We start from the raw sequence: 12,641 nt of genomic DNA on the forward strand, positions 1-12,641 counted from the left end.
GTTGTTGAAATTGTTATGATTGAGAAGCACATATTGTATGTGACATAGAATGACTTGCAATAGGAGGATGGCTTTTGATTACCAAACAAACATGCAAAAATGGAGTAAGAATCGTATTTGAACAAATCCCGACTGTTCGCTCTGTTGCAATCGGGGTATGGATTCATACGGGCTCACGTCATGAAAATGCTAGTAATAATGGCATTTCACATTTTTTAGAGCATATGTTCTTTAAAGGAACAAAAACAAGGTCAGCTCGTGAGATTGCTGAATCTTTTGATAGCATTGGTGGACAAGTAAACGCATTTACATCAAAGGAATATACATGCTATTATGCAAAAGTGCTCGATGAGCATGCAGAATATGCATTGGAAGTTCTAGCTGATATGTTCTTTAATTCTACATTTGTGGATGAAGAGCTAACCAAAGAAAAAAATGTTGTTTATGAAGAAATTAAAATGTACGAGGATACACCGGATGATATCGTGCACGACATGTTGACAAAGGCAGTATATGAAACACATCCGCTTGGCTATCCGATTTTGGGAACAGAGAGTACTCTCGCTACCTTTACTGGTGACACATTGCGTCAATATATGCAAGAGCGGTATACACCTGAAAATGTTGTAATCTCCATTGCTGGTAATGTTAGTGAAGCTTTTATGAAAACAGCAGAACAATATTTTGGAAGTTATGAGGGAAAGACAAAGCGTGAACAAGTACATAATCCTGTATTTCATACCAATAAGGTTGCACGTAAAAAAGAAACAGAGCAGGCGCATCTTTGCTTAGGGTACAAGGGATTACCTGTCGGAGATGATAAGGTATACAGTTTAATTGTGTTAAATAATATATTAGGCGGTAGTATGAGTAGCCGATTGTTCCAAGAGGTCCGTGAGCAGCGCGGTCTTGCATATTCTGTGTTTTCCTATCACTCTTCTTATGAAGATACAGGTATGATGACAATCTATGCAGGTACAGGTAGTCAACAACTGGATACTTTATATGAAACCATTCAGCAGGCGCTTGCGCAACTAAAGCAAGAAGGTATTACAGAAAAAGAGCTTGCCAACAGCAAAGAGCAGCTCAAAGGTAGTTTAATGTTAAGTTTAGAAAGCACAAACAGTCGCATGAGTCGAAACGGAAAAAATGAAATGCTTCTTGGTATTCATCGTTCTCTTGATGAAATGATTGAAAGTATCAACAAAGTAAGCAAAGACGAAGTGGATGCATTAATTCATCAAACATTCACAAATGAGTTTGCTGTCTCACTTATTAGTCCAACCGGAGAATTACCACGCGGATTACAATAAAAGTCGCCTAAGTGCGGCTTTTTATCTTTTAGGATAAAGTTCTTTTTGGGCATAGATTTACATACAAGTGAGTAGGGGGGATGAGCATGCGCTTAAGTGAATTAAGTGGAAAAGAGATTGTAGATTTAGAGCGGGCAGAACGGATGGGAGTTCTTGGTCATGCAGATTTGGAAATTGATGAGAACGATGGTCGTATTCATAACCTAATTATTCCTACTGGTAAATGGAGTGCTTTCAAACGATCGCAGCAAGAAGTCCGGGTGTCGTGGAAACGAATTAAAAAAGTAGGTCAGGATATGATTATTTTTGATCTTTCTCATCATGATGATGAATAGCTAAAAAGAACCGTGCAATTGATGCACGGTTTTTTCTTTTCTTATATAAACTACTGAGGGATAATCACTCAGTCCTTGTACAATACATATGATGTTCTGTGAAAGATAGGCGTTAGAATACAAACAAAAGAAGGTGAATACGGGGATGTTAACTGACATGCATATAGCTGTGATTGGAGGAGATGCAAGACAGCTTGAAGTGATTCGGAAATTAATCGAGCTGGATGCAAAACTTTCTTTAATCGGGTTTGATCAACTGGATCACGGGTTTACAGGAGCGACCAAAGGACAGATCGAAGAATTGGATTTTGCGTCTTTAGATGCTGTTATATTACCTGTAGCGGGTACAGATTCAGAAGGAAAAGTAGATACTATTTTTTCAAATAAAAAAGTTGTACTTACAAAAGAACAAATTGAACAAACGCCACCGCACTTTACGGTGTATTCGGGTATTAGTAATGCGTATTTAAATGAAATTACCGCAACGTGCAGTCGTAATTTAGTAAAGCTTTTCGAACGTGATGATGTTGCAATCTACAATTCAATTCCCACGGTTGAAGGTACGTTAATGATGGTGATTCAGCATACTGACTATACCATCCATGGTTCTAAGGTAATGGTTTTAGGCTTTGGTAGAACTGGTATGAGTGTAGCTAGATCTTTTCAAGCATTAGGTGCGCATGTACGAGTTGGCGCAAGGCGTTCAGAGCATTTGGCGCGCATTACGGAAATGACCTTCACACCGTTTCACTTGAAAGATTTAGAGCAACAAGTCCAAGATGTAGATATTGTAATTAACACAATCCCTCATCCAATTGTTTCGGCGAATGTAATTGCTAAAATGCCGGCACACACCTTAATTATTGATTTAGCGTCAAAGCCGGGCGGGACAGATTTTCGATATGCAGAAAAAAGAGGTGTGAAGGCCTTTTTAGCACCAGGGCTGCCAGGCATTGTAGCACCTAAAACAGCTGGGCAAATTTTGGCAAATGTACTCACATCATTATTGATTGAGAACAAAGCAAGAAAGGAGAATGCAAGATGAGTTTAAAGGGAAAACGTATTGGATTTGGTTTAACTGGTTCACATTGCACATATGCAGAGGTAATGCCCTTCTTGCAGCAGTTAGTTGACGAGGGAGCTGAGGTGCGTCCGGTAGTATCCTACACACTTCAAACAACCAATACCCGCTTTGGAGATGGGCAGGATTGGATTAAAAAAATAGAAGAAATCACAGGATTTTCAGTCATTGATAGCATCGTGAAAGCTGAGCCACTTGGCCCCACAATTCCACTTGATTGCATGGTAATTGCACCGCTTACAGGAAGTTCGATGAGTAAACTAGCAAATGCGCAAACAGATTCCCCAGTATTAATGGCCGCTAAAGCTACACTTCGAAATTGGAAGCCAGTTATTTTAGCGATTTCCACAAATGATGCGTTAGGACTAAATGGTGTAAATTTAATGAGATTAATGGCTTCCCGTAATATGTATTTTGTTCCGTTTGGTCAAGACGCACCTGAAAAGAAGCCGAGTTCCATGGTAGCGCGAATGGAATTGCTTCGTGATACAGTGGCATCAGCATTGGAAGGAAAACAGCTGCAGCCCGTTATTGTGGAAAAATACAAATATATGAATGAATAATAGGAAAGCTAGAACTATTTTTTATAAAATACTCAATCCCGTGCAACAATGTGTTATTATGTTTCTATATAAATTCAGATCAAAGAAATGAAATCATGAAAGCCTTCTTTCTAGATGGGATAGAGTGTCAAGCTCTCGTTATACTTATTACATCCGTTTGGATAGGGAAGGTAAAATGAATTTATATGGCGGAGATGGGGGACAGTGCCCCGTCTTTTTTATAAGTACATTGTGAGAGAGGGGCATAGTGATGGAAAAGAAACAATCTTTTCATGTCGCTGTAGTCGGAGCGACAGGTGCAGTTGGACAACAAATTTTAAATACATTGGAAAATAGAAATTTTCCAATCAGTAAATTGTCGTTATTATCTTCAAAACGTTCGGCTGGAACAACAGTGGTATTCAAAAATGAGAATGTAACCGTACAAGAAGCTACACCTGAAAGTTTTGAAGGTGTGGATATCGCATTGTTTAGCGCAGGAGGCTCAGTTTCTAAAGTATTGGCTCCTGAAGCAGCTGCGCGTGGCGCAATCGTTGTAGATAATACGAGTGCATTCCGAATGGAAACAGATGTTCCACTAGTTGTTCCAGAGGTAAATGAGCAAGATTTGCTGGCTCACAAAGGAATTATTGCTAATCCAAATTGCTCTACTATTCAAATGGTTGTAGCATTAGAGCCGATTCGCCAGGCTTATGGCTTAAAAAAAGTTATTGCTTCCACATACCAAGCTGTTTCAGGAGCAGGAGCATCAGCGATCGAAGAGCTTCATGTACAAACAAAGACAGTACTTGAAGGTCAGCCAGTAGAGCCAAAGATGTTGCCAGTAAAAAGTGGCGAAAAGCACTATCAAATTGCATTCAATGCCATTCCGCAAATCGATGTATTTACTGAAAACGGCTTTACGTACGAAGAAATGAAAATGATCAATGAAACGAAAAAAATTATGCATATGCCAGAACTCGAGGTAGCTGCCACTTGTGTGCGTCTACCGGTTGTGACAGGACATTCTGAATCTGTTTATATTGAAGTAGAAAAAGAGGGTGTAACAGCCGAAGAAATTCGTGTGTTGCTTTCTGAGGCAGAAGGCATTATTGTACAGGATAATCCAGCTGAACAATTGTACCCGATGCCATTTTATGCAGCAGGACAAAATGAAGTATTTGTAGGTCGAATTCGTAAAGATTTAAATAATGACAAAGGGTTTCATCTCTGGATTGTGTCTGATAACTTGTTAAAGGGTGCAGCGTGGAACTCTGTACAAATCGCTGAAAGATTGATTAAACTAGGGTTAGTGTAACTTCTAAAGAGGGTGCAAATATGAAAATCATTGTACAAAAATTTGGTGGTACGTCTGTACGAGATGAGAAAGGTAGACAGCATGCTTTTAAGCACATCTCACAGGCATTACAAGATGGATATAAAGTGGTAGTGGTTGTTTCAGCTATGGGCCGTAAAGGTGAGCCGTATGCTACAGATACGCTTCTTAGTTTAGTAGGAGATAAACAGGCGCATCTTTCAAAACGTGAAAAAGACTTATTATTATCTTGCGGAGAACTTATTTCTGCTGTTGTATTTTCAAACATGTTAAATGAACTTGGAGTAGATGCGACAGCACTGACTGGTGCACAGGCAGGCTTCATAACAAATAATGATTTTACAAATGCGAAAATCATTGAAATGAAGTGTGAGCGTGTATTACAAGAATTAGAAGACTATGATGTAGTTGTGGTAGCTGGATTTCAAGGAAGAACAAAAGACGGTGACACTACAACGCTTGGCCGCGGCGGTAGTGATACCTCCGCAGCTGCTCTTGGGGTTGCACTGAATGCAGCATACATTGACATCTTCACAGATGTCGAAGGTATTATGACTGCTGATCCACGTATTGTAAAAGATGCAAGACCACTTGATATTGTTACGTATAATGAAATTTGTAATATGGCATATCAAGGAGCAAAGGTTATTCATCCAAGGGCAGTAGAAATTGCTATGCATGCTAAAGTACCTTTACGTGTAAGGTCTACTTACTCAGAAGGAACTGGTACACTCGTGACTGCTTATGAAGGAGCAGTACAAGGGCAAGATGTACAAGAACGTCCCGTAACTGGTATCGCGCATGTATCCAATGTTACGCAAATTAAAGTAATGGCAAAGGATGCGCCATATGATTTGCAAGCTCAAGTATTTAAGGAGATGGCAAAAGAAAAAATTAGCGTCGACTTAATTAATATTTCGCCGACAGGTGTAGCTTACACTGTAAGTGACGATGTAGCGGATCGAGCAATTGAGGTATTAGGTGAAATAGGCTATGAACCAATTGTTACAAGACACTGCGCTAAGGTGTCTATCGTAGGAGCTGGCATGACCGGTGTTCCTGGTGTAACGTCACGTATTGTTACAGCTCTTTCAGAAGCTGGTATTCAAATTCTGCAATCTGCGGACAGTCATACGACGATTTGGATGCTCGTAAAAGAAAGTGACTTGGTAAACGCAGTAAACGCGCTACACAGTGCATTTGAATTATCTAAAGAGGTGAAATTATGATTGATTTCGGCACAATTGCAACAGCAATGATTACACCTTTTGACAACAAAGAAAACATCGATTTTGTCAAAACAACACAGTTGGTTAATTATTTAATTGAGAACGGTACAACTTCTTTAGTTGTATGCGGAACGACTGGTGAGTCACCTACGTTGACAACACAAGAAAAAGTGGCCTTGTTTCGCCATGTAGTTGAGGTTGTAGACGGGAGAGTTCCGGTTGTAGCAGGAACAGGTAGCAATAATACTCGTGCATCAATTGAATTGACGGTACTTGCGGAAGAAGCGGGTGTAGATGCAATTATGCTGGTTGCACCATATTACAATAAACCTAGTCAAGAAGGGTTATATCAGCATTTTAAAGAGATTGCGAACGCAACCAAACTACCTGTTATGCTGTATAACATTCCAGGCCGTTCTGTAGTAACAATGTCTGTTGAGACAATTGTGCGTTTGTCTCAAATTCCAAACATTGTAGCACTTAAGGACGCCGGCGGTGATGTGTTGGCAATGACAGAAGTCATAGAGCAAACAGGAGACGATTTTGCCGTATATAGCGGAGATGATGGTTTGACATTACCAGCGCTGGCGATCGGCGCGCGTGGTGTAGTTTCAGTTGCATCTCATATCATTGGTAATCAAATGCAGGCAATGATTAAAGCCTATGAAAACGGTGATATGAAAACAGCGCAAAGCTTGCATCAGCTTGTTTTACGTGTTACAAAAGCAGTATTTATGGCGCCGAGCCCAACACCTGTCAAAACGGCATTGCAAATGCTTGGTATGAATGTAGGGTCTGTTCGTTTGCCACTTGTACCTCTATCTGAGGGAGAAAGACAAACATTACAAGAAGTTATTCAATCTATTCCAAAATAAAGGAAAGCCGCCCGTGTCCAACAGGCGGCTTTCCTCTTTTAATTGTTCTTTTACATAGATTTCTCTTTGAAAAGAGCGTGGTTACTTGATTATGTATAAATATCGCTACTAGAAATTAGCTTGTATTCTAATTCTTTTATCAGGTATAATAATTTTAAGTGACTTAGTACGGGATTGTGCAGTAAATTTGGGAGGCAGGATAGGTGGAAATTAAAGAGACAGAATTAGTAAAAGTGTTTGCCCTCGGAGGAGTAGGGGAAATCGGTAAAAACATGTATTGCGTGGAAATTGATTCGGATATTTACATAGTGGATGCCGGGCTTATGTTTCCGGAAGAAGAAATGTTTGGAATTGATATTGTCATTCCTGATATTACATATTTAGAAACAAATAAAGAACGAGTAAAAGCATTATTTTTAACGCACGGTCACGAAGATCATATTGGTGGAATTGCATACGTACTAAGAAAACTGCATATTCCTGTATACGGAACTAAGCTTACACTAGGTCTTGTAGAAGCCAAACTTAGCGAGGCGGGGCTGCTCGGAAAGGTTACCTTAAAAACAATTGATGCAAATTCAGTTGTCAACTTCAGAACAACGACAGTTTCATTTTTCAGAACCAATCATAGTATTCCTGACTCTGTCGGAGTTGCATTTCACACATCTCAAGGGGCAATTGTATACACGGGTGATTTTAAGTTTGATCAAACACCAGTTGATAAGTACGGAGCAGATATTGGTAAAATGGCACAACTTGGTAACGAAGGTGTACTTTGCTTATTATCAGATAGTACAAATGCAGAAAGACCAGGATACACAGGATCTGAGAGTGCTGTAGGAGTTGAAATATCAAAAGAGTTTTATAAAGCAGAAGGTCGTATTCTCGTAGCTTCGTTTGCATCTAACGTACATCGTATTCAACAAGTATTTGATGCTGCATATGAACATGGCCGTAAAGTGGCTGTTGTAGGCCGCAGTATGGTGAAGGTAGTTGATATTGCTCATAACCTAGGATATTTACATATTCCTGATGGAATGATGATTTCCTTACAGGATATTGACAACTATCCGGAACGGCAAGTGGCTGTTTTGACAACAGGAAGTCAGGGAGAGCCAATGGCAGCTCTTTCACGTATGGCAAAGAATGCACATAAACAGATGGCTATACGAAAAGGTGACACAGTTATTATAGCTGCTTCACCAATTCCAGGAAACGAAACGTCTGTTTCTAAAACAATTGATTTGTTATTCCGCGCGGGTGCCAATGTTGTGTACTATGGTGAAAAGAAAGTGCATGTATCCGGTCATGGTAGCCAAGAAGAGTTAAAACTTATGTTAAATTTGATGAAGCCAAAATACTTCTTTCCAGTACATGGAGAGTTTAGAATGCAAAAGGCGCATGCAAAGCTTGCACAAGAAATCGGTATGGATCAAAATGATATTTTTATTGTAGACAAGGGAGACGTTATCTCGTTTAGTAACGGGGAGCCTAAAGCAAGTGGCAAAGTGCCAGCCGGAAATGTATTAATTGATGGACTAGGTATTGGAGATGTTGGAAACATTGTTTTGCGCGACCGGAAGTTATTGTCTCAGGATGGTATTCTTGTCGTTGTAGTTACTTTGAAAAAAGAAACAAAGGCAATTGTATCTGGCCCTGAAATTATCTCTCGTGGCTTTGTATATGTAAGGGAATCAGAGAAACTTATTGACGATTCTGGAAAGATGGTAAAGGAAATCGTAGAAAAAGCGATTCGTGAATCTTCAGTTGAGTGGTCCACGCTAAAGCAAAGTGTTCGTGAGTCTTTAAGTCAATTCTTGTTTGACAAAACAAAACGTCGCCCGATGATTCTACCAATCATTATGGAAGTGTAAGTGAATGAATTGCTTGCTGTTAAGTTTTACAACATGTGCCGGGTGTTTTTAGCACCCGGCACATGTTGTGTGGAAAATACATAGGCTGATATAGTTGAATAGTAAAAACAACAAGGAAACAATGATACTTCTGATTCATACAGTTTTATGCTCAGTCTATATTCTTTATAGGCCTCATTGTCGCTCGAGGTGTTGCTCGTTATGGTCTTCCATCTAAAAATATAGATTTCTATTTGGATTTATAAGGTTGTATCGCTTAGTGTTACTAGAGAGACGGTGTTTTTTTTCTTTCCCTACATGAAAAAGCAAACATGACAAATACTATTGGTATCATCATGAAAGTGGGGTATTATCATGTCAGAACATTACATAATGAACGAAGAAGGGGAAAAAAAAGACCCAAGGGACTCACTTGTTGAAAAAATTCAACAGCTTGGACAAACAAATGTGCCGCAAATGAGTGAATCACGCATTCATTGCTTAACCATCATTGGACAAATTGAAGGACATGTACAGCTTCCTCCGCAGAACAAAACGACAAAATATGAGCATCTAATTCCTCAAATTGTCGCAATTGAGCAAAATCCTAAAATAGAGGGACTACTTATTTTATTAAATACAGTAGGCGGAGACGTTGAAGCAGGTTTGGCTATTTCAGAAATGATTGCATCGCTGTCAAAACCCACTGTATCTATCGTACTTGGTGGTGGACATAGCATTGGTGTTCCAATTGCCGTGGCAACAGACTATTCGTATATCGTGGAAACTGCCACTATGACGATTCACCCCATTCGATTAACAGGACTTGTAATTGGTGTTCCTCAAACCTTTGAGTATCTCGATAAAATGCAGGAGCGTGTCATTAAATTTGTGACAAAGCATTCTAAGATTACAGAAGACCGATTTAAGGAATTAATGTTTGCTAAAGGAAACTTGACGCGTGATATTGGTACAAATGTGGTTGGTGCAGATGCGGTTAAATATGGGCTAATAGACGAAGTGGGGGGAATTGGAGAAGCCATCCGCAAGTTAAATGAAATGATTGACATGCAAGGGAAGATGGTTCAATGATCTTATATACAATAGTACCGGAGCATTTTATTTATCCTGTTGATGAACATGTATTTCATAAACAACAGATTGTCAGCTGTAACGGGGTAGCAATGGTGGTAGAGTCAAATGGAGAACAAGGACATGCTATTGTAAGAGTGTTAAGTAGTGATCCGCAAGACTATTTGCGTTATCAACCGGGTCAGCAAATATGGATTGTGTGAAAAAGAAGGAATTTACTCATGCAATATGGTATACTATAGAAAAAGAATGTAGCAGCCAATTATGGCTGCTTTCTTACGTTTGTAGAGGTGGCAAAATGGCAAAACAAAAGCAGAGAGTACGAAAGAATAAAGAAAGAAAATCCGTACAACCTACGATGTATTATGAGATTGTTGGTTTAACTCTTTTTGCGCTCTCACTCATCACAATATTGCACCTTGGTATGGTGGGAAAGGCACTTGTTTTATTTTTTCGTTTTTTCTTTGGAGAATGGTACATGGCAGGAGTGGGTGCGGCATTTGCGCTTTCAATTTATTTTGTAATGAAACGCAACTGGCCCAATTTATTACATAAACGTTTAGTAGGCACATATTTAATTGTTATTGCATTGTTGATGTTCAGTCATATTGCTCTATTTAATATGTTAACGCAAAAAGGGCAGTTCCCAAGCCCTTCAGTTCTAGTAAGTACAAAGGAATTGTTTTTTATGGAAGTTAAAGGAAAGGTTGGCTCGCAAAAGCTGGGCGGTGGTATGATCGGAGCTGTTACTTTTGCGTGCTGTTATTTTTTATTCGATGAAGCGGGCGCATACATTGTAGGCATTATTTTTGTACTTCTTGGCCTGCTTTGTATCACAAATAAACATATTGGTGAAATACTGGCACCGGTAGTGTATTTGATACGTGAGCAATTAAAGGCGTTCGGCCAAGATTATAAAGAATGGCGAGAAGGAAGAGCAGCTGTGCAAACTGAAAAAAAGAAAGTGCAGCGAAGTAAAACAATAGAGACTGCTGTAGAACATGAGATAGAGGATGAATTTGAAGAAGAATCAGAGGAAGAGTCAAGTGCTCCCCCCATTATTTCAAATTTTGCTGAACGTACCATTATAGAGCCCATAGTGACAAAAGAAAAGATCGTCAAAGAACAACGAATAGAAGCAGAAGATGTTGTAGATCCAGGACCTCCTATGCAGTTTACCAATATTGAGAATAAAGATTACTTGCTGCCCGCTTTGGATTTACTTCGCTTACCAGAGAATAGTCACGTGACTGATGAAAATGAATTAATTTATAAAAATGCAAGAAAGCTAGAGCAAACTTTTAAAAGTTTTGGGGTTAAGGCGAAAGTAACCAAGGTTCACAGAGGACCTGCTGTTACAAAATACGAAGTGTATCCTGATATGGGTGTTAAAGTGAGCAAAATTGTTAGCTTAAGTGATGACTTAGCACTGGCATTGGCGGCTAAAGATATTCGAATTGAAGCTCCTATTCCCGGCAAATCAGCAGTTGGTATTGAAGTGCCGAACGCGGAAGTTGCGATGGTTACGTTGCGTGAGGTTTTGGAATCTAAAGGGGCAAGTCGAAACGAAGATCCGCTGCTGATTGGTTTAGGGCGTGACATTACCGGAGAAGCCGTGATGGCACAGCTTAATAAAATGCCCCATTTATTAGTAGCCGGTGCTACAGGAAGTGGAAAAAGTGTTTGCATTAACGGTATTATTACAAGTATTTTAATGCGAGCTAAGCCTCATGAAGTCAAGCTTATGATGATTGATCCAAAAATGGTTGAACTGAATGTATATAATGGTGTACCCCACCTTCTGGCACCGGTGGTAACAGATCCGAAAAAAGCATCTATGGCATTAAAGAAAGTCGTAAGTGAGATGGAAAGGCGTTATGAGTTGTTCGCACATAGCAGTACGAGAAATATTGAGGGATATAATGAATATGTGCGTCAATATAATGAACAAGCAGAAGCAAAGCAACCAAGCTTGCCATATATTGTAGTAATTGTGGACGAGCTTGCAGATTTAATGATGGTAGCTTCATCAGATGTTGAAGATGCTATTATGCGCTTGGCACAAATGGCACGCGCAGCCGGTATTCATTTGATATTGGCAACTCAACGTCCTTCTGTAGATGTTATTACAGGGGTCATTAAAGCCAACATTCCATCACGTATTGCATTTGCGGTGTCTTCACAGACTGATTCAAGAACAATCTTGGATGCGGGGGGCGCAGAAAAGCTATTAGGACGTGGCGATATGCTCTTCTTACCAATAGGGGCATCTAAGCCTGTTCGAGTACAAGGTGCCTTTTTATCAGATGAGGAAGTAGAAAATGTAGTATCGTTCGTTATTTCTCAGCAAAAAGCACAATATCAAGAAGATATGATTTTACCAATCGCAGACGTTGTACAGGAATCCGGTGACGATTTATATGAAGAAGCAGTTCAATTGGTTATTGATATGCAAACAGCATCTGTATCTATGCTGCAACGTCGCTTTCGAATTGGTTATGCAAGGGCAGCGCGTTTAATTGATGTGATGGAGGCGAACGGTGTAGTAGGTCCTTACGAAGGAAGTAAACCAAGAGAAGTACTTATTAAAGATAGAGAAGAGATGAGTTCGTAATATACGAAGATTTTTGTCGAATGCCGTTGACGATGTACGGATATTATGATACTATTTACCTCAGAATGAATTAGATACCTCATATAATCATGGAGATATGGTCCAGAAGTTTCTACCTAGCAGCCTTAAATTGCTAGACTATGAGGAGAGCGGTGACGCACATTCCTGTGCTCCAGTTTTCTCATGACGTAGAGATACTGTTGCACAGGTTTTTTTTATGCATAAATATATAAAAATTTGTGCTAGAAAAATTATTAACATTTATTCGACAAATTACAACTTTTATATTTTGATTTTTATAATTTCATGATATAGTAAGGTTGAAAAAGACGAAAAGATGTCTTACATCAGAGGTCGAATAAGTGGAACAC

10 protein-coding genes, 2 pseudogenes and 1 riboswitch are annotated in these 12,641 nt (G+C 39.4%); all 12 genes and pseudogenes read left to right on the top strand.

Translation table 11 applies throughout. The features are described from left to right. Positions 1 to 74 precede the first annotated feature (74 nt). Positions 75 to 1,313, top strand: a complete 1,239-nt coding sequence (locus EEJ45_RS04910; RefSeq protein WP_124563681.1) for a M16 family metallopeptidase — start codon at positions 75 to 77, stop codon at positions 1,311 to 1,313. An 86-nt stretch (positions 1,314 to 1,399) separates the two neighbouring features. Then, entirely contained in the window at positions 1,400 to 1,648 is a 249-nt protein-coding gene (locus tag EEJ45_RS04915) for a YlmC/YmxH family sporulation protein (protein WP_124563682.1), read from the top strand. A 145-nt stretch (positions 1,649 to 1,793) separates the two neighbouring features. Next, positions 1,794 to 2,693 carry a dipicolinic acid synthetase subunit A gene (gene dpaA / locus EEJ45_RS04920; RefSeq protein ID WP_124563683.1) on the top strand — a complete coding sequence of 300 codons (900 nt, stop codon included), beginning with the start codon at positions 1,794 to 1,796 and terminating at the stop codon, positions 2,691 to 2,693. Further along, the gene (locus tag EEJ45_RS04925) at positions 2,690 to 3,292 is read left to right on the top strand and encodes a dipicolinate synthase subunit B (RefSeq protein WP_124563684.1); all 603 of its coding nucleotides are present in this window, start codon (positions 2,690 to 2,692) and stop codon (positions 3,290 to 3,292) included. Before dpaA ends, EEJ45_RS04925 begins: the two co-directional genes overlap by 4 nt. 250 nt (positions 3,293 to 3,542) lie before the next feature. Continuing rightward, positions 3,543 to 4,589, top strand: coding sequence for an aspartate-semialdehyde dehydrogenase (gene asd, locus EEJ45_RS04930; RefSeq protein ID WP_124563685.1), 1,047 nt, complete (start codon positions 3,543 to 3,545; stop codon positions 4,587 to 4,589). Positions 4,590 to 4,609: 20 nt separating this feature from the next. Further along, the gene (dapG, locus tag EEJ45_RS04935; RefSeq protein ID WP_124563686.1) at positions 4,610 to 5,836 is read left to right on the top strand and encodes an aspartate kinase; all 1,227 of its coding nucleotides are present in this window, start codon (positions 4,610 to 4,612) and stop codon (positions 5,834 to 5,836) included. Continuing rightward, positions 5,833 to 6,711 carry a 4-hydroxy-tetrahydrodipicolinate synthase gene (gene dapA / locus EEJ45_RS04940; protein ID WP_124563687.1) on the top strand — a complete coding sequence of 293 codons (879 nt, stop codon included), beginning with the start codon at positions 5,833 to 5,835 and terminating at the stop codon, positions 6,709 to 6,711. The genes dapG and dapA overlap by 4 nt, the downstream gene beginning before the upstream one ends. Positions 6,712 to 6,914: 203 nt before the next feature. Further along, on the top strand, positions 6,915 to 8,585 hold the full coding sequence (locus EEJ45_RS04945) for a ribonuclease J (RefSeq protein ID WP_124563688.1): 1,671 nt from the start codon (positions 6,915 to 6,917) through the stop codon (positions 8,583 to 8,585). A 354-nt stretch (positions 8,586 to 8,939) separates the two neighbouring features. After that, complete coding sequence (locus tag EEJ45_RS04950; protein ID WP_124563689.1) at positions 8,940 to 9,656, top strand: ClpP family protease; 717 nt, start codon at positions 8,940 to 8,942, stop codon at positions 9,654 to 9,656. Continuing rightward, positions 9,653 to 9,859, top strand: a complete 207-nt coding sequence (locus tag EEJ45_RS04955) for a YlzJ-like family protein (RefSeq protein WP_124563690.1) — start codon at positions 9,653 to 9,655, stop codon at positions 9,857 to 9,859. Before EEJ45_RS04950 ends, EEJ45_RS04955 begins: the two co-directional genes overlap by 4 nt. A gap of 95 nt (positions 9,860 to 9,954) precedes the next feature. Then, a pseudogene (locus EEJ45_RS19015) lies at positions 9,955 to 10,734 on the top strand (cell division protein FtsK); the annotation flags it as partial. Positions 10,735 to 10,815: 81 nt separating this feature from the next. Then, positions 10,816 to 12,270, top strand: a pseudogene (locus EEJ45_RS19020) (DNA translocase FtsK); the annotation flags it as partial. Between the two features lie 59 nt (positions 12,271 to 12,329). Continuing rightward, positions 12,330 to 12,431, top strand: a riboswitch (purine riboswitch). Positions 12,432 to 12,641: the final 210 nt, after the last annotated feature.

It is taken from the genome of Ectobacillus antri (genome assembly GCF_003852715.1).
Lineage (GTDB): Bacteria > Bacillota > Bacilli > Bacillales > Bacillaceae_G > Ectobacillus > Ectobacillus antri.

What these genes read in the sequence shown, in the direction of transcription:
- EEJ45_RS04915 (WP_124563682.1), top strand. Translation starts at nt 1,400, where the DNA reads ATGCGCTTAAGTGAATTAAGTGGAAAAGAGATTGTAGATTTAGAGCGG.
- dpaA (WP_124563683.1), top strand. Translation starts at nt 1,794, where the DNA reads ATGTTAACTGACATGCATATAGCTGTGATTGGAGGAGATGCAAGACAG.
- EEJ45_RS04925 (WP_124563684.1), top strand. Translation starts at nt 2,690, where the DNA reads ATGAGTTTAAAGGGAAAACGTATTGGATTTGGTTTAACTGGTTCACAT.
- asd (WP_124563685.1), top strand. Translation starts at nt 3,543, where the DNA reads ATGGAAAAGAAACAATCTTTTCATGTCGCTGTAGTCGGAGCGACAGGT.
- dapG (WP_124563686.1), top strand. Translation starts at nt 4,610, where the DNA reads ATGAAAATCATTGTACAAAAATTTGGTGGTACGTCTGTACGAGATGAG.
- dapA (WP_124563687.1), top strand. Translation starts at nt 5,833, where the DNA reads ATGATTGATTTCGGCACAATTGCAACAGCAATGATTACACCTTTTGAC.
- EEJ45_RS04950 (WP_124563689.1), top strand. Translation starts at nt 8,940, where the DNA reads ATGTCAGAACATTACATAATGAACGAAGAAGGGGAAAAAAAAGACCCA.
- EEJ45_RS04955 (WP_124563690.1), top strand. Translation starts at nt 9,653, where the DNA reads ATGATCTTATATACAATAGTACCGGAGCATTTTATTTATCCTGTTGAT.